The sequence below is a fragment of the Bifidobacterium moukalabense DSM 27321 genome (assembly GCF_000522505.1).
In the GTDB taxonomy this organism is placed as follows: domain Bacteria; phylum Actinomycetota; class Actinomycetes; order Actinomycetales; family Bifidobacteriaceae; genus Bifidobacterium; species Bifidobacterium moukalabense.
Map to the genome: position 1 here is coordinate 159,072 of NZ_AZMV01000001.1, position 17,148 is coordinate 176,219.

A 17,148-nucleotide genomic window follows, 5' to 3' on the forward strand; every position below is an offset into this window, starting at 1 on the left:
TTTTCTGATTTCCTTTTCGTCATGCCTGTTGCTATTATGGTGCGTTTGAGACCTCTTGATGGCCGCGATCATGTAGATGATTGAGGAACTTCCGGGCTCCACAGAGCACGATGGCGGATAACGTCCGCCCAGGGTGACCTGAGAGATAGCGCAACAGAGAACAGACCGCCGGTTTTCGGACCGGTAAGGGTGAAACGGTGGCGTAAGAGACCACCGGGCCGCTGGTAACAGTCGGTCGCATGGCAAGCCTCATCGGGAGCAAGGCCAAGCAGAAGGCGTTTGAGGGCTGCTCGCCCGATGCCTTCGGGTAGGCTGCTGGAGCCTGACGGCAACGTCAGGTCGAGATGGATGGCCATCCGTGCCTTATGGCACGACAGAACCCGGGGTATAAGAGGTCTCAATCCCTTTCTTCCGCGAACAGTTCCTGCGCGATTTCCCTCAGAATTGCAGGGTTATGCCCCTTCCTTCCCCCGGCGCTCCAGAACCGGCGCCTTCGTACCGCGGGATCCATGCCGACGGTCTTGCGCGCGGTACGCCGACCCAACTCCCACGCGGCGTCATCGAATACGCCCTGGGAATCAGCTTCAGCACACACCCGTTGCGCCAATGTACGGTCCACGCCTTTACGGGTAAGCTCCGCCACCGCTCCCCTGCGCCCCATAAGCCGGGCGGCGCAATAGCGCACCGCGGACCGCGCGTAGGCGTCATCATCGAGAAGCTGCACTTGGGTCAGACGCTCGATGACGTCATCAATCACATCGGGCATATAGCCCTTGCCCAGAAGACGCTCCCGCAGAGCCCCTGACGATCGAGGAGCCGCATCCAGCAAACGCAACGCGGCCTCGCGACACGCGCCAAGATCAGAGGGATCCTGACGCGTGTCGGACCGCTCGCCCGCGACATGCCGACGCGACACGCGCATGGATGTCGTCGGCGCGTCGCATCGATTCCGAAAGCGACCGTGTCCGACAGCCTTCGGCTCTCGACCCGAGGAGGAATCCTCATGCGTGGCCTGGGCCGGCTGAAGACCCCGCCCCTTCAGGAATAGTTCGGCGCTAATCATGCATCAAGCCTTGGCCGATGCTGTCTTGGAACCTTTTGCCGTCTTCGCCGATTCACCCTTGGTGTTTTCGCCCGCCGGGATCTCGCCCCCATCGCCGTCCTCGGCGAACTGATCGGTCGGTTCAATCAGTCCGAACGCGGCCTTCACCCGGTTTTCGATCTCTTCGGTGACCTCAGGATTGTCCTTAAGGAATTGACGTACGTTCTCACGTCCCTGACCAAGCTGGTCACCGTCGTAGGTGAACCAGGATCCGGATTTCTTGACGACGTTGACCTGCAAGGCCATGTCGAGCACGGAGCCCTCCTTGGAGATGCCCTCTCCGTAGAGCACGTCGAATTCGGCGGATTTGAATGGCGGAGCCATCTTGTTCTTTACGACTTTGACCCTGGTGCGGTTGCCCACGGCCTCGTCACCGTTCTTGATGGTCTGTATGCGTCGGATGTCCATACGCACCGAGGCGTAGAACTTCAGCGCCTTGCCACCGGTGGTGGTCTCCGGATTGCCGAAGAACACACCGATCTTCTCGCGCAGCTGGTTGATGAAGATGGCCGTGGTGCCTGCCTGGGCCAACGCGCCGGTCATCTTGCGCAGGGCCTGGCTCATGAGTCTTGCCTGCAGACCAACATGGCTGTCACCCATTTCGCCTTCGATTTCGGCCTTCGGCACCAATGCGGCCACGGAATCGATGACGATGACGTCAAGCGCCCCGGAACGAATCAGCATATCGGCGATCTCCAACGCCTGCTCGCCGTTATCGGGTTGGGATACGATCAGCGAGTCGGTGTCAACGCCCAGTTTGCGGGCATACACCGGGTCGAGCGCGTGTTCGGCGTCGATGAACGCGGCCACACCGCCCTTTTTCTGCGCATTGGCCACGACATGCAGCGCAAGCGTGGTCTTGCCGGAGGATTCCGGACCGTAGATTTCGACTATGCGCCCCTTCGGCAGGCCTCCGATGCCCAATGCCATATCAAGAGCCAGCGAACCGGTCGGAATGACTTCGACGTCCTGCTCCGGGCGATCCCCCAGACGCATGGCCGAACCCTTGCCGAAGCTTTTCTCGACCTGCGCCAACGCCGTTTCCAGCGCGGCCTGGCGACGGGGATCGATGCCGTTGGCGGCTTGGTTCTGTGCGGCACCTTTCGCCGCCGCATTCGTCTGTGCCATGGCTACACTCCTTCTTCCAAGAACAATGGCGAATCTTTCCGTTCACCGTAAAGCCCGACGATTCCTCTGCGCAAGCCCGAACGACCATGGTGGTCGAAGGACATATGCCCCGACACGACGACAGCCCAAGAACATTGCCGCGGCATGGTTTTCACCGCATCTGCGCTTTGTGCTCCGGCCAGGTCCCGTCGAACATCTGTGGATAACTATACCCCACCATACGAACATCTGTTCGAATTGGCGTTTTCGCATGCCGTCGCTCAACGAACGGGCATGGGAGGCGCATTGTGACCCCTGCCCCACCGTTCAGAATCCGGAATGTTCATCTGATCGCACAGCACATTCCAGATCACGCGAGGCTCCTCCCCCCGCGTCCAGAGCCTCGACCACCGTCATACCGCGCAACTCGGTCAGACTCTGGTCATGGGCCAGTGCCCGACCATAGCTTCGTCCGAGCACCTCTTCAAGCAACTGCCAAAATTCGCGTTCCTGCACGCGCCCCAGTGTACACAGTCCGGACCACATACAAAAAAAGGTGTCCGGCATCACCGAACACCTGAATATGCGTAGATTCCCTCCATGCCGGAGGGAAAGGCAAAGGACCCTTACGCCTCGACGGAGTGAGATAGTCAGCGACCATGCGCAGCATCTGCGAGCTGTTCAAGCCAAGCGATTGCGCAATGGAGGTGAGCAGCTCCGAGCTGGCCTCCTTCTGCCCGCGCTCGACTTCGGACAGATATCCGAGCGAGACGCCGGCCTTTTCGCTGACCTCACGCAACGTCTTATGGTCACGGGTGCGCAGATCGCGCAGCACATGCCCAATCGCCTCACGCAGGGAGACCTCCTTGGCCTCCGCGGAGACCTCCATCACATGCGGTACGGCGTGCACGCGCACTCGGTCGGTATCCTCTTCCTGCCACATGCGGGTCAATGCCGCCTGACGTTCATCCTTGGCCCTCTTGGCCGCACGAGCGCGAATCACCTGCTGCTGCGCGAACATCACCGCACGACGCTGGGCCGGGGTGAGCTCCCTCATGCGAGCGGTGCCAGGCTGTGCAACGGAGATCATCTTCTTGAGTTCCGCCTGTTCCTTGGTGAGTGTCATCGCTTCCATTTCACCTGCCCCTTTCGTTGCTTTCAAACGTCCACTGTGGATAACACCCATCATCGGGAATTATTCCTGTGAAATAGCTGAGAGTGAGCTCAGTTTTTGCAAAACACGTTGCACGACAGCCATTCTTACCTGTTCACGAGTTCCTTGCAATCGCAACTCAAACACATTTGTACGCCGAGAGCGAACGCCACCGAATCCGTCGGGCACGGAAAAACCGATATACACGAGCCCTGCGGGCTTGTCCCCATCCGGACCGGGACCGGCCACGCCAGTAGTGGACAATCCCACGACACGATCGCCATCTTCCGGCTGCGCATACAAACCCGCAGCCGCCTCGGCCATCCGACGTGCGACCTCGGGGTGCACCGCCCCCTCGCGGGCAAGCAGGCCGGCGTCGACGCCAAGTATCGACGACTTGGCACGAATGTCGTAAGTCACCACGGAACCGAGAAACACCTTCGACGCGCCGGGGATGCGTACGAAGGCATCCGCCAGCAATCCTCCGGTCAGCGATTCGGCTGCGGCGATCACGAAATGATGATCCTCGCAATATGCAAGAACGGCCGCGGCCAGCTCATCGCATCGTGCGTGCTGGCTCGCAGCCGTCATCGGTTCGTTTGCGGTCATGGCCGTTACTCGGATTCCCTCTTGCGTCCACCGAAGGTGTTCACCAGGTATTCGCCGCCGGAATACAGACACAGAATAAGCGCCAGGTAGATCAGTGCGTAGGTGATGGTGTAGTAGACGGTCATCCATAGTGGGGTCGGCTGGAGACTGTCGCCGGCCAGCTTCCACATCGGCATCATGAGCATGGCCAGGCCGATGCACTGCGTCAACGTCTTGTATTTGCCGGCTTGTGAGGCCGCGATCACCTTGCCGCCGGTGTCGATCACGAAGAAACGCATGACGGTGATGCCGATTTCGCGAATGAGGAACAAGGCGGTGACCACCCAACCGAGAATCGGATTGCCGAATTCGTTGAACGCCGCCGCCACGATCAACGTGCCGCAGGTGAGCAGCTTGTCGGCGATCGGGTCCATGAGCTTGCCCAGTTCGGTGACCTGATTGTACTTGCGCGCCATCCATCCATCGAGCTTATCGGTGCCGGCGGCGATGATGAAGATGACGGCCGCCGCCCAACGCATGGCGATATTATCGGCGCCCCAGGCCCCGGCCTTGACGTAGAGCACCAAAAACACGATCACAAGGATGATTCTGGAGAAGGTGACGAGGTTCGGTGGCGCGTTCCAACCGTCGAGCAGTGATGACTTATGTTCTTCTTGCTTTTCCATACCGTTCACGTTACCCCGAGACTTCTACCTTGCGACCATCTACATGCCGTCGACTTCGCCCTTCTGGGACGCACCCGCCGTGAGGGATGAGGTCTCTCCCCTGATGAAAGCGAGCACGGACGGCAGATCCTGCGGCTGCACCAGCACCTCCCGGGCCTTGGAACCTTCGGAGGGACCGACCACTCCACGTGACTCGAGCAGGTCCATAAGCCTGCCGGCCTTGGCGAAGCCGACGCGCAACTTGCGCTGCAGCATGGAGGTGGAGCCGAATTGCGTGGTGACCACAAGTTCCGCAGCCTGCAGGAGCACGTCCATGTCGCCGCCGATGTCCTCATCCGGTTCGATGGCCTTCTTCTCGGCCTCCTTGGCCATCTCCTCGATGTCCTCGCGATAGTGGGGCTTGCGCTGGGTGCGCACGAATTCCACGGCCCTGCGGATTTCGGATTCGTCGACCCATGCGCCCTGCACGCGCAACGGCTTGGCCTGACCCATCGGCAGGAACAGCGCGTCACCTTGGCCGATCAACGTCTCGGCACCGGTGGAATCGAGAATGACTCGCGAATCGGTGGCGGATGAGGTCGCAAAGGCCAACCGGGACGGGATGTTCGCCTTAATCAAACCGGTGACCACGTCGACGGACGGGCGCTGGGTGGCAAGCACCAGGTGCACGCCCGCGGCTCGAGCCAGCTGGGTGATGCGCTGGATGGAACTTTCCACGTCGTTCTTGGCGACCATCATGAGGTCGGCCATCTCGTCGACGACCACAAGAATATACGGATATGGAGCCACCTTGCGCTTGGAACCGGCAGGCGCATGTACCTTGCCGGCGCGAACGGCGGCATTGAAGTCCTTGATATGGCGGAACCCGAAGAACTCGAGGTCGCTGTATCGGGCATCCATCTCCTTGACCACCCATTCGAGCGCCTGCGCGGCCTTCTTCGGATCGGTGATGATCGGCGTGAGCAGGTGCGGGATTCCCGCATATGCTGACAATTCCACGCGTTTGGGGTCGACCATGATCATACGCACCTGATCGGGCGTGGAACGCATGATCACGGAAGTGAGCATGGAGTTGATGAAACTCGACTTACCCGAACCGGTGGCGCCCGCCACCAACAGATGCGGCATCTTGGTCAGATCGGCGGTCACGAAATGGCCCTCCACGTCCTTGCCGACACCGGTGAGCATCGGGTTCGGATCGTTCATGGCCTTGTCGGAGCGTAGCACGTCGCCAAGCACCACGGTTTCACGGTCGGTGTTCGGAATCTCGATGCCGATGGCCGACTTGCCTTCGATCACGGACAGGATACGCACATCGGAGCTGGCCACCGCATAGGCGATGTTCTTCTGCAGGTTGGTGACCTTCTCGACTTTGACGCCGGGGCCGAGCTCCACCTCGTACATGGTTACGGAGGGGCCTCGCAGGAAGCCGATGACCTTGGCGTCCACGTTGAACTGTTGGAAGGTGCCGGTCAGGGCGCGGATCACACGGTCGTTCTCCGGCGTGTGCACGGCATGCGGCACGCCCTTTTTGAGCATGGCAAGATCAGGCAGATGGTATGGGGCGTCCGGAACGTCGGTTTCCGTTTCATCGTCGCCATACGAGCCGGCCACGTCGTCCACGATTTCGCCGGTCGCGGCATCGACCATCACGGCATCGCCATTGGCCGTGCCGTCTTCGGCGATGCTGGCCCACGGGTCGTCGGCAGCGGCGCCGACCGGCTTGACCCCGTCCGCAGACACGGCTACGGTCGGCATGGCGCCACCCGCCATGCCGACCGGCTCGGATGGGAAGGAACGGCCCGCCATCGATGGCGTCATGGCCGTGGTATTGCCGGAGGCGTCATCGGCGGAGGAAGCCGCAGGACCCGCCATCGAGGAGATGGTGCGTGCACCGCCGACCGGCTGGTACGGATCCTGCACCATGGTTTCGGCGGCCTCGCCATGGCTGGAGGCGGCGTTGAGGAAGGCTTCGTCACCGGCATAGTGGTCGAGCCCGCCCTGTTCGCCCTTGCCTCGCCTACGTGAGGAGAACCACTGCGACATTCTGGAGAACAGGCCATGCGCCGCCTGATCGGCATCGTCGGCATCGGTGCCGTCATGAGCGGGCACGCCTTCCGCGAATGCGAGCGTGGCGTCACCCACACGGACCTCATTCGGGAACTGTTCGGTCTCATCGTTCGCATGCGTCTTGCCCGAGCCGATGCCGAGTCTGTCGACCATCATGCGCAGGCCATCGGGAATATCGGTCACACGGGTGTGGGTGATCAGCAACAGCGAGAAGAGGATGACCACCACGAAGATGATGATGGCGAACACTTTGGAAAGCCCCCATGCCAGGGGGCATCCCAATACGTAGCCGAGCAGGCCGCCGGACCGCTGCAGCAGCGCCATGTCGAACGCTTGCGAATCCGAGGCCATGGCCGCATCGAGAATCGAACATATCGACCAGAGAATCATGAACCAGCCAAGCGCCATGCGCGCATTTTCGGAACGCCGTTCGGATTTGCGCATGAGGCTGAACACCACAAGGGCCAGGAATACGGGCAATACCACGCTCATCAGGCCGAATGCGCCGGATGCCAGCGCATGCAGGGCACGCCCGAACACACCTTGCACGCGGAACCATTCGGAGGCACAGAAGAGCACGGCGAGAATCACCATGACGAAGCATGCGATGTCGCGCCGGTATTTGGTAAGGATGCCCGCTGCGGGAGATTGCTCGGGATCCATGACCTTGGTATCACCCGAGCGTGCCTTGCGCGCGGATCCCTTACCGCCTGTCTGTCCGTTGGAAGATGCTGTTCGTGCCATAACGGTCATGATTTTACCCAGTGGCACACCCATATCATGTCGTTGCTTCCGATTCGAACACAATCTCTAACTCAACCGAACATCACATTTCAGTGAACATAACATTGTTAAGTGTTTTTAAGTGGGTTTTCCTAAAAAACAACTGAAACCAACTGAAACACTCCTGCTGTCACTTAAGCGGTTCAGTCGCTAGCGTGGATAACAGCACGTTTATCTCGATGCAGAGTACGTGCCCACAAGATCAAAGGAGACGATGAACAACCCATGGGAACAGTAACGAAAAGACTGCTGGCGACCGTGGTGGCGGCCTCTACCATCCTTGGTATGAGCTCCCTCCCAGCCCTTGCCGCAGAAGACAATCCGACATCTTCAAGCGACACCGTGAACATCAGCGACGTCAACGCCACCGCAGAGACGCGCGCCCTGTTCGCCAAGCTTCGCGACAGCAAGGCGGGCGACCTGCGCTTCGGCCAGCAGCATGCAACCGACGAACACATCAGCTCAACCGCTTCAGAAGGCGATGTATATGAGATGACCGGCAAATATCCAGCCGTATTCGGCTGGGACGCCGGACTCGCGCTACGCGGCGCCGAGAAGCCGGGCTCCGGTTCCGACAAGCAAGCCAATGCCGAGGTACTGGCGCAGAACATCGTCGATGCCGACGCCAAGGGTGCCATCGTGACGCTATCCGCACACTGGTACAACCCAGGCACCGGCGGCGACTTCAACGACACCACCGCCGTTGCGTCCGAGCTGTTGCCGGGAGGCAAGTACTCCGGCACCTTCAACGAGGAGCTTGACGCCATCGCAGCCACCGCGCAGCAGGCCAAGCGCAGCGACGGCACCTTGATTCCGATCATCTTCCGCCCGTTGCACGAGAACAACGGCAGCTGGTTCTGGTGGGGTGCCACGCACGCCTCCGCCAGCGAATACAAGGAACTGTACCGCTATATCGTCGACTATCTGCGCGACGTCAAGGGCGTGCACAACCTGCTGTACGCGTACTCCCCCGGCGGCACCTTCAACGGCAAGGCCGACGGCTATCTCGAAACCTATCCGGGAGACCAGTGGGTGGACGTGCTCGGCTACGACGAATACGACACCGATAACTCCGCGGACGATTCGAACGCCTGGATCAATACCGTGGTCAAAGACCTCAAGATGATCGGCAACGAGGCAACGAACCGCGGCAAGATCGTGGCATTCACCGAATTCGGGCGTTCCGGAGACCGCAAGTTCACCGAATCCGGCACCGACAACAAGGACACCAAGTTCTTCGCCGAGCTCGCCGACGCCTTGGCCAAGGAAGTGCCGAACACCGCCTACATGATGACATGGGCCAACTTCGGCGGATCCGGCAGCGGATTCCAGTCGTACACCCCATGGAAGGGCACCGACGGAGAGAAGGACTTCCAGGACTTCGCCAACAGCAACGCGAACCTCATGGCTTCCGCCGACAATGTCGATTATTCGAACGCTCCGACAGCCGCAGCCCAAACCGGCAGCGCACGCATCGTCACTCCGGTCAATGGCAACCGCGTAACCGATACGAAGCTCACCATTCGCGTCAAGACCGAAGGCGTGCGGTATTCGCAGCTCGACACCGCATCCGCAGTCGTGACCACCGATCGGGGCCAGAGCGTGAAACTCACCTATTCCTGCAACGGCTATTTCACCGGCACGCTGGATCTCGACGAGGCCGGCATCAAGCTCGACCAGTCCAAGCTCACGCTGACCGCACAGGTCAAGACCAAGGACGGCAAGACGCTCGCCGCCGCGGAAGACGACGGTTCCGTAACCGTCAGACTCGGCGCCAAGCCGGAAGCGGTCGTGGGAGACGTGGAGACCTTCGACACCTACGATTCCGACGCGGAATTGCAGTCCGTATACTCCCCCAACCACACCGAGAAGTCCAATCTCACGCTGACCGACGGTCTGGAGGGTTCCAAGGCCGGCAATTTCCACTACGTATTCGCCAACGACAGCGACTACAACGGCTTCCAGCGCTCCTACACCCCGAAGCAGGATTGGTCCGGCTTCTCCAAGCTGACGATGAAGCTCAAGGCCGACGGCTCCGACCACAAGTTCGTCGTGCAGATCAACGCCGGCGGAGTCACCTTCGAGGCGTATCCGAAGATCGACACCACCGACACCCACGAGGTGACGCTGAACTTCGGTGACGCCGACGGCAACGGCGGCGATTTCGCACCGGCCTCCTGGGACACCTCCCATGCCGGCACCAAGCTCTCGCAGGAACTGCTGTCCAAGGTCGGCTCGTTCGCGCTGTACATCAACAGCAATGGCGGAGACCGACCGACGAGCGGCGATCTGGTGATCGACTCCATCAGGCTGGACGGCGAGCGCGACGCCTATGCACCGCAGGAGACGCCGTCCACGCCGAGTGACGCCGAGCTGCAGAGCATCGACGATTTCTCCGGGTATGCGGATGACCAGGAGCTCAGGAGCGCATGGGGCAACCGCAACCACACCGAGGTGCTGTCTTTGACCGACGGCCCGACCGACGGCTCCAAGGCACTGCGATTCACGTATGATTTCGCCAACGGCGGCTGGTATGACGTGGCGCAGTATCTGGGAGGCAAGAACTGGTCCGGCGAAGGCACGCTGAAGTTGCAGGTCCGCGGCGACGGCTCCAACAACGCCATCGGACTGCAGATCGGCACCATGGAGGGCAAGTACTTCCATTACGACATCAAGCTCGATTTCGAAGGCTGGAAACAGATCGAAATTCCGCTGGTCGGCAATGGCTCGTTGACCCAGACCTGGCCCGACGACGCCGACAAGGGCAACTCCATGACCGATGACGACCTGACCTCCATCAAGGAGCTGGTGTTCGCGTCCAACAAGTGGAACGACGAAAGCACCGGCATCGACTTCGCCATCGCCGACATCCAAGTGGTCCCCTCAGACGGCCCCTCCACCGATACCGAGGCCACGAAGGACGCTACCGACGGGGATATGAAGCAGGACGAAGCAGGGGACGACGTCAAGGACACCTCCGCCGACATCGCCAATCAGGATCCGTCGACCTGCCCGATCGCCGACGATCCGTCCGATACCGCAGACACCGGCAACGACGGCAACGACGGCAACGACGGCAACGACGGAAGCGGCAACGGCACTTCGGCCGACCCCTCCGCGCAGTCCGGCAAGAGAACGTCCGATGCGGCGAAATCCGCCGCCAAGAAGACGGCATCCGAAAACCTGTCGAGCACAGGTTCCGGCATAGTCTACGTCGTCGCCGCGATGGCCGTGCTGCTGCTGGGAGGCTGCACCGCGTTCATCGTTCTCACGCGGAAGGGAGAAGCCGGACAACGCTAGGCGACCCTTTCAACGCGACATGACGGCGTGAGCCGCCCAAGCCCTCCATGATTCCATGGAGGGCTTTTGCCATGCCTGGCGTAAGCTTCACGCAGTTCGCGCTATCATCGGGAATATGACTCCCGCAGAACGTGCGAGCGCAGTCGCATTTGCTCTGAAGAACTGCGCACTGGAAGCAATGACGCCGGGTTCCGCAACGATGCGGGCCGCGGCCGACTATGAACACGGCTCCATCGATGTGGCGCGCCTGATCGAAATCGCCGATGATGAGGCAAGCTCGCACATCAGCCGTTACCGTTTGGCGGATGGCTCCCTGGACGATACCGCCGCGGACCATGCCTCAAGCCTGTTCGCAAGGAACGTGCTACTGGCGGAACGCGGTTGGAAGACGACCGGGGATCTGAGCGAACTGATCGCCATCCACAACGGTCTGTTCACAGGCGTGTTCGACGATGCCGGCAAACTACGCACCTCGAACACCACACGTGAGCGCAGTGACGACAGGGCCCGCGCCAAGGATCCGGAGGCATTCTTCCCCGCCTCGCTGATCGAGACGGGTGCGATGAACATCTCCACCGAGCTGGCGGAACAGCATAATCTGACCTGCCTGGACCGTGACGAGTTCATTCGAAGACTTGCCAAGATCTATGACGAGCTCGGCTATCTGCATCCGTTCAAGGGCGGCAACGCGATGGTGCTGCGCATGTTCGCCTCACGCTTGGCGCATGACGCCGGATGGGATCTCGATTGGGGTCCGGTGACGCGCGAAGCGTATCGCGAGGCCAAGCATCAGGCCTACCAAGGCAAGATCATCGCATTCGCGCGCATGTTCGAGGCGATAGTACGGCCGGCGAATCCGACGCGCGTGTTTCTGATCGCCGGATGGGATCAGGGCCCGGCGCACTGACCGCCCCGCTCAGCCGATATCGCCGAGATGATGCTGGGTGTAGGCGTCGGCCTGTGCGTCGATGGCGTCGTAGTCGCCGGCGTCCGCATGCTCGATGATGGCCATCGCATTGTCGAGTACGGCGGGGTTCAACGCCTGAAGCCAATGGATGCGTGGATCACGGCCGAACCAGCCCATCTGCTTACGGGCAAGACGCTTCGTTTTCTGCGCGATGTCCATGAACGTGTCGTTCAGATCGCGAAGACCATCCAGATAGTCGACGACCTGCTGGTAGCCAAGCGCCTTGGCGGCGGTGATGCCAAGTCGCGGGCGGATCCGCTCCACCTCCTCGATGAACCCGTCCTCCAGCATCCGCTTGGTGCGGATATCGATGCGACGGTCCAATTCCTCGCGCGGCAGGTCAAGGCCGATCTGCACGGTGGGAATCACATATCGGTAATGTGGCAGGCTTGCCGAATATGGACGCCCGGTCACTTCGATCACTTCCAGCGCACGGATGGTGCGGCGCGGATTGTGCGGATCCATGTGGGCCGCCGCTTCCGGGTCCTTGGCCCTAAGCTCATCGAAGAGCACGCCGGCGCCCTCCGTTTGCTCACGTTCCTCCAGTCTTTCACGCACGTTCGGGTCGGTGCCGGGGAACGAGATGTCGTCGATTGCGGCGCGTGCGTACAGGCCGGAGCCGCCAACCAGAATCGGACGCACTCCCCTATCCTGCAATTCGGCGATTTTCCTGCGCGCCAACTCTTGGAACCGCGCCACCGACATGGCATCATCCGGCTCGATGATGTCGATGAGATGATGCCTGACCTGGGCCTGCTCCTCCGCGCTGGCCTTGGCGGTGCCGATATCCATGCCCTTGTACATCTGGTAGGCGTCGGCGTTGACGATTTCGGCCTTTTCGCCCTTGGCCGCCAACGCCTTGGCGATGGCGATGCCGAGTCCCGTCTTGCCGGATGCGGTGGGCCCCACGATGGAGACCACACGCCGTGCTCTCCCCTCAGTGACGGACGGCATAGGTCTGACCTGCCTTCGGGTCGGGGTCGGCAATGAGATTGTGCCGACCCGCATGGGTGACGGTGGCGGTCACGACATCGCCCACCTGCGGCATCGACTCGCCTTCCGGAATGCCGACATGCACGAGCACGCCGGTCTTCTCACGGCCGGTCACACGATGGGTGGCGGCATCCTTCCTGCCGGGCACGCCGGTGACCATCACCTCGACATCACGGCCTTCGAAGGTCTTGAGGTCCTCTTCGGTGATACGCTCCTGCAGCGCGACAAGACGCTCGAAACGATCCTGAACCACATCATGCGGAACCTGTTCCATCTCGGCGGCCGGCGTACCGGGACGCGGTGAGTAGATGAACGTGAACGCGGACGAGAACCGCGCCTCTTCGACCACACGCAGGGTCTCCTGGAAATCCTCCTCCGTCTCGCCGGGAAATCCGACGATGATGTCGGTGGAGATCTGCGCGTCCGGCATGGCCTCACGAATCCTGCGCAGGATATCCAGGAACTTCGCGGAACGGTAGGAGCGGCGCATCGCGCGCAGGATCCTGTCGGAACCGGACTGCAACGGGAAATGCAGCTGATGCATGACATTGGGCGTTTCGGCCATGGCGGCGATCACATCGTCGGTAAAGGCCGCCGGGTGCGGTGAGGTGAAGCGCACACGTTCCAGGCCCTCGATTTCGCCGCAGGCGCGCAACAGCTTGGAAAAGGCGAAGCGATCGCCGATGCCGTAGCCGAAGGAGTTCACGTTCTGCCCGAGCAGCGTGACCTCCTTGGCGCCTTCGTCGACGCACTGGCGGATTTCGGCGAGGATGTCGCCCGGACGGCGATCATGCTCCTTGCCGCGCGTAGTCGGCACGATGCAGAAGGTGCACGTGTTGTTGCAGCCCACGGAGATGGCCACCCAGCTCGACACCTTTGAGGCACGGTCGGTAGGCAGCTGGCTCGGGAAGTAATTCAGCTCCTCCTCGACCTTGACCTGCGCATGCCCTTGGATACGCGCCTGATCGAGCAGCTGGGGCAGGGAGCCGATGTTCTTCGTGCCGAACACGGCGTCGACCCACGGGGCCTTCCTGGCGATCTTCTCACGATCGAGCTGGGCCATGCACCCACCGACGGCAATCTGCAGGTTCGGGCGTTCGCGCTTCATCTCGGCCCACAGGCCGATGGTGCCGTACATGCGTTCGGCGGCGTTCTCCCGCACCGCACACGTGTTCATGACGATCAGGTCCACATCGTGATCCATGTACTGTTCCTCAGTGGCCGGAACATAGCCGGCCTGCTCGAGCACACCCGCGATGCGCTCGGAATCATGCACGTTCATCTGGCATCCGAGCGTATGCACATAGAACACGCCCTTCCCTCGCACGGGGGCTGTATCGGCGGCCGGTTCAGCCAGTTTCGAGGCACGCTCCGCCTCGGTCATCATGTCTTCATTCATAACGCACCATGCTATCGGCAGGGCCGCCCAGAGACCGGCGGACGGCGACGGAAATCATGGCGATTACGTGAATACGAGGGCGCCTCCCCGGGTTTTCCCAGTGTCGTTAGGGGTGCCGTGGGTACACTATTGCCCGTGATACTTGATAGACAGAGCCGCATCAACACCACCGATCTCACCGCCAGATTGAAAAACGTGGACTTTGGAAAGGGGGAGTTCCCCGCCGATCAGGTCACCGAATTCATCGATCAGATGCAAGTGTATGAGGGTGCCATGTACGAGATCAGCACCAAACTGGAGATTCTCGATTCGGAGTTCCAGGTGCGTTTCTCGCACGATCCGATCCATCATATGGAGCGCCGGCTGAAATCCGTCAATTCCATTCTGGGCAAACTGAAGAGGCGCGATCTGCCGCTTAGCGTCGATGCCATCAAGGACAACCTATTCGACGTGGCCGGCATCCGCGTGATCTGCAACTATCGTGACGACGTGTATTCCGTATCCAACTATCTGTCGGCGCAGAACGACATCCAGGTCCTGCGGGTCAAGGACTATATCAGGAGTCCCAAGCAGAACGGCTATCGTTCGCTGCATGTGATCTATGCGGTGCCGGTGTTCCTGTCTTCCGGCCCGCACTACACACCAGTCGAGGTGCAGTTCCGCACCATCGCCATGGACTATTGGGCGAGTCTGGAACATGCATTGCGCTACAAGACCGATCTTCCGGATGCCAAGCTGTCCGAGCATTCGCAGACGTTGCTCGATTGCGCACGCAGCCTGCAGAACATCGAAACGCAGATGCAGAACATCCATCGCGACATCAACGGCGCACCGCAGGTCGGCGAGGCCCCGAAGACCAGCTGATCATCGCCTGCGCCGGCCGGCGACGCGCATTTCGCCATCCGGTTGCGCAGGCTTGCGCAGCCCCGGTATTCCAACCGGCACCTTGGCCGGTATCTGCGCGAGTACGGTTCCCACAAAAATCAGCGCGCAGCCGAAATAGGCGCGCATCGTCATGACCTCACCAAGCAGCAGCGCGCCGCCGACCACGGAGAAGAACGATTCGAGGGACATGATCACGGATGCGCGGGTGGGCGGCACCAGTTGCTGCCCGACCACCTGCAGCGTGTAGGCGATGCCCGCCGATCCGACCCCCGCGTAGACTATGGCGAACCATGCCCGGCCCGCCCCCGCCCAGTCGATGGATCCTTCGACAAGCGACCCGACCCAACTCAACACGGCGGTCGTGGCGATCTGGCCGAACGAAAGCACGATCACATCCATGTTCCGACCGAATGTATCGATGACAAGAATGTGCGCGGCGAAGAGCACGGCGGTGAACAGAAGCACCACATCGGCGATGGTGATGGACCCGAAGCCATCGGTGACGCATAGCAGGTAGAAACCGACCACGGCTATGGCCACACTGACCACGGCGCCCAGATGGACGCGTCTGCGCAGCACCACGAAGGCAAGCAGCGGCGTCATGACTATGTACAGGGCGGTGATGAAGCCGGAACGGCCCGCCGAACCGCTGTAGAGCACACCGTACTGCTGCACCGTGCTGGCGGAAAAGAGCACCACGCCGCAGATGACGCTGACCGCTACGGGATTGGCCGCCCATTTCGGCAGGCGTACGGTTGCACCATCTCCGAGTTCAAGAACGGGCCGCCCGCCCGCGTCACATGCCCCGCAGGCCCTGGCCGAGGCCCTGCCACGTCTGAGCCACAGCAACGGCAGCAACGACACGGCCCCCAATGTGAATCGCGTGGCGTTGAAGAACAGGGGCGTCACGGAAGCCATGCCCTGCACCTGCGAAACGAAGGCGAACCCCCAGATCATGGCCGTCAACACCAGGCAGGCCATACCGCCGATCTCTTTGCTCTGCATGAGGAACAACCGTAAAGCAGGCTGTTTACCAACAAAAAGGCCTGACCATATTCTGGTCAGGCCGAAGCGTAATGCGAAGTCGCCGCGCCGCGGGTCTCAGTCACGGCCGCCAAGCAGACGCAGGATGTAGAGGAACATGTTCACGAAGTCAAGATACAGATTCAGCGCGCATAGAATCGAGATCTTCTTGATCATGTCCGGGCCTTCGCCCGCGTACTGTGCGAACAGGGCACGGGTGGCCTGGGCGTCGTAGACGGTCATGCCGGCGAACAGCACAAGGCCGATGGCGGAGATGACCATCAGGGTGGTGTTGCCCGGCGCGAAGATGGCCAACAGCACTTCGGCGATGATGAGCACGATAAGGCCCGCAAGCAGGACCGGTCCCGCCTTGAGCATATTGAACTTGGTGGTGCGTCCGAGCATGGTCAGCGCGAAGAAGAATCCTGCGCACAAGGCCAGCGAGATGCCGATGGTGCCAAGATCGTAGACGGCGAAGATGATGCTCAGGGTGAAGCCCATGAGCGCGGCATACACGTAGAACATGACACGTGCGGTGGAAGGCGTCATCCTGGTGATGCGGGCGCCAAGGTAGATGGCCAATGCGATCTGGACGATCGCCGGCGCGAACACGCCGAAGATACCGGTGTGCTGGATGAGCGTGATGTACAGGCCGGTCATCTGCGTGACGATGGCGACCACGGCGGTGACGAGCAGACCGATGGTCATCTCGCCGTAGGCGCGGACCACGGAGACACGCTGGGCCTCCTCATAGGCGTAGGTCGCCTGGGTGTTGATGGCTGCCGTGCCGTTCTGCGCGTAGCCGTACTGCTGGTACTGGGACTGACCGGACTGACCGGACTGCGGCTGCTGCGCATTGTACTGATATTGGTATTGCGGCTGCTGGCCGTTGATATTGTTGTTGGGGGTGTTGCCGCCCTGGGGCTGCTGGCCGAATGTCATAATCGCTCCTTATCTCGATTACGCATAACGGTACGGGATTTTTCTGACTATTTCATGAATATCTCATATCAATATGACGGAATCGGCACAAATCCGGACTTTCTTCGTCAATGACGCACGGCAATGGCGATACGCCGGGCGGTGTGGAGA

At 60.9% G+C, this 17,148-nt stretch carries 12 protein-coding genes, 1 other RNA gene and 2 pseudogenes; 4 read left to right on the forward strand and 11 right to left on the reverse strand.

Annotated features, from left to right (window positions below):
* Positions 1-46 precede the first annotated feature (46 nt).
* An RNA gene (gene rnpB / locus BMOU_RS10655) (RNase P RNA component class A) lies at positions 47-404 on the forward strand.
* On the opposite strand, the gene BMOU_RS00665 is transcribed toward rnpB, so the two are convergent.
* The 7 genes and pseudogenes from BMOU_RS00665 to BMOU_RS00690 form a co-directional block, all read right to left on the reverse strand.
* Positions 398-1,063: a regulatory protein RecX gene (locus BMOU_RS00665; protein ID WP_034873800.1), complete on the reverse strand. Its 666-nt coding sequence runs from the start codon at positions 1,061-1,063 to the stop codon at positions 398-400. The two genes, rnpB and BMOU_RS00665, sit on opposite strands and share 7 nt — an antisense overlap.
* A 3-nt stretch (positions 1,064-1,066) precedes the next feature.
* Positions 1,067-2,230 (reverse strand): recombinase RecA, encoded by a 1,164-nt coding sequence (gene recA, locus BMOU_RS00670; RefSeq protein WP_034873801.1) that lies wholly within the window; start codon positions 2,228-2,230, stop codon positions 1,067-1,069.
* Between the two features lie 260 nt (positions 2,231-2,490).
* A pseudogene (locus BMOU_RS10810) lies at positions 2,491-2,725 on the reverse strand (DUF3046 domain-containing protein).
* Between the two features lie 127 nt (positions 2,726-2,852).
* Positions 2,853-3,344, reverse strand: a pseudogene (locus BMOU_RS00675) (helix-turn-helix domain-containing protein); the annotation flags it as partial.
* A gap of 60 nt (positions 3,345-3,404) precedes the next feature.
* On the reverse strand, positions 3,405-3,971 hold the full coding sequence (locus tag BMOU_RS00680) for a CinA family protein (protein WP_034873802.1): 567 nt from the start codon (positions 3,969-3,971) through the stop codon (positions 3,405-3,407).
* A gap of 5 nt (positions 3,972-3,976) precedes the next feature.
* Positions 3,977-4,636, reverse strand: a complete 660-nt coding sequence (pgsA, locus tag BMOU_RS00685; RefSeq protein ID WP_034873803.1) for a CDP-diacylglycerol--glycerol-3-phosphate 3-phosphatidyltransferase — start codon at positions 4,634-4,636, stop codon at positions 3,977-3,979.
* A gap of 39 nt (positions 4,637-4,675) precedes the next feature.
* Positions 4,676-7,450, reverse strand: a complete 2,775-nt coding sequence (locus BMOU_RS00690) for an FtsK/SpoIIIE family DNA translocase (protein WP_034874406.1) — start codon at positions 7,448-7,450, stop codon at positions 4,676-4,678.
* A gap of 264 nt (positions 7,451-7,714) precedes the next feature.
* Here BMOU_RS00690 and BMOU_RS00695 point away from each other — a divergent pair, with 264 nt between their 5' ends.
* Both BMOU_RS00695 and BMOU_RS00700 read left to right on the forward strand, forming a co-directional pair.
* Positions 7,715-10,789 (forward strand): glycosyl hydrolase, encoded by a 3,075-nt coding sequence (locus BMOU_RS00695; protein WP_034873804.1) that lies wholly within the window; start codon positions 7,715-7,717, stop codon positions 10,787-10,789.
* A 115-nt stretch (positions 10,790-10,904) separates the two neighbouring features.
* The gene (locus BMOU_RS00700; RefSeq protein ID WP_034873805.1) at positions 10,905-11,696 is read left to right on the forward strand and encodes a Fic/DOC family protein; all 792 of its coding nucleotides are present in this window, start codon (positions 10,905-10,907) and stop codon (positions 11,694-11,696) included.
* A gap of 9 nt (positions 11,697-11,705) precedes the next feature.
* Here BMOU_RS00700 and miaA read toward each other — a convergent pair whose 3' ends face one another.
* Both miaA and miaB read right to left on the reverse strand, forming a co-directional pair.
* A complete protein-coding gene (gene miaA, locus BMOU_RS00705) occupies positions 11,706-12,710 on the reverse strand; it encodes a tRNA (adenosine(37)-N6)-dimethylallyltransferase MiaA (RefSeq protein WP_034873806.1) in 1,005 nt (334 codons plus the stop codon).
* On the reverse strand, positions 12,694-14,148 hold the full coding sequence (miaB, locus tag BMOU_RS00710; RefSeq protein WP_034873807.1) for a tRNA (N6-isopentenyl adenosine(37)-C2)-methylthiotransferase MiaB: 1,455 nt from the start codon (positions 14,146-14,148) through the stop codon (positions 12,694-12,696). Before miaB ends, miaA begins: the two co-directional genes overlap by 17 nt.
* Before the next feature lie 135 nt (positions 14,149-14,283).
* Between miaB and BMOU_RS00715 the strand changes: the two genes are divergently transcribed.
* Positions 14,284-15,012 carry a GTP pyrophosphokinase gene (locus BMOU_RS00715; protein WP_235143656.1) on the forward strand — a complete coding sequence of 243 codons (729 nt, stop codon included), beginning with the start codon at positions 14,284-14,286 and terminating at the stop codon, positions 15,010-15,012.
* Here the strand turns inward: BMOU_RS00715 and BMOU_RS00720 are convergent, their stop codons facing one another.
* The gene (locus BMOU_RS00720; protein ID WP_034873810.1) at positions 15,013-16,038 is read right to left on the reverse strand and encodes a DMT family transporter; all 1,026 of its coding nucleotides are present in this window, start codon (positions 16,036-16,038) and stop codon (positions 15,013-15,015) included.
* Between the two features lie 96 nt (positions 16,039-16,134).
* Positions 16,135-16,998: a Bax inhibitor-1/YccA family protein gene (locus tag BMOU_RS00725; protein WP_034873811.1), complete on the reverse strand. Its 864-nt coding sequence runs from the start codon at positions 16,996-16,998 to the stop codon at positions 16,135-16,137.
* Between the last annotated feature and the right edge of the window lie 150 nt (positions 16,999-17,148).

Excerpts from the sequence above, each read along its gene's own strand:
- BMOU_RS00690 (WP_034874406.1), bottom strand. The coding sequence starts at position 7,450 with ATGGCACGAACAGCATCTTCCAACGGACAGACAGGCGGTAAGGGATCC.
- miaA (WP_034873806.1), bottom strand. The coding sequence starts at position 12,710 with ATGCCGTCCGTCACTGAGGGGAGAGCACGGCGTGTGGTCTCCATCGTG.
- BMOU_RS00680 (WP_034873802.1), bottom strand. The coding sequence starts at position 3,971 with ATGACCGCAAACGAACCGATGACGGCTGCGAGCCAGCACGCACGATGC.
- miaB (WP_034873807.1), bottom strand. The coding sequence starts at position 14,148 with ATGAATGAAGACATGATGACCGAGGCGGAGCGTGCCTCGAAACTGGCT.
- BMOU_RS00695 (WP_034873804.1), top strand. The coding sequence starts at position 7,715 with ATGGGAACAGTAACGAAAAGACTGCTGGCGACCGTGGTGGCGGCCTCT.
- BMOU_RS00725 (WP_034873811.1), bottom strand. The coding sequence starts at position 16,998 with ATGACATTCGGCCAGCAGCCCCAGGGCGGCAACACCCCCAACAACAAT.
- BMOU_RS00665 (WP_034873800.1), bottom strand. The coding sequence starts at position 1,063 with ATGATTAGCGCCGAACTATTCCTGAAGGGGCGGGGTCTTCAGCCGGCC.
- recA (WP_034873801.1), bottom strand. The coding sequence starts at position 2,230 with ATGGCACAGACGAATGCGGCGGCGAAAGGTGCCGCACAGAACCAAGCC.
- BMOU_RS00720 (WP_034873810.1), bottom strand. The coding sequence starts at position 16,038 with ATGCAGAGCAAAGAGATCGGCGGTATGGCCTGCCTGGTGTTGACGGCC.
- BMOU_RS00700 (WP_034873805.1), top strand. The coding sequence starts at position 10,905 with ATGACTCCCGCAGAACGTGCGAGCGCAGTCGCATTTGCTCTGAAGAAC.
- pgsA (WP_034873803.1), bottom strand. The coding sequence starts at position 4,636 with ATGGAAAAGCAAGAAGAACATAAGTCATCACTGCTCGACGGTTGGAAC.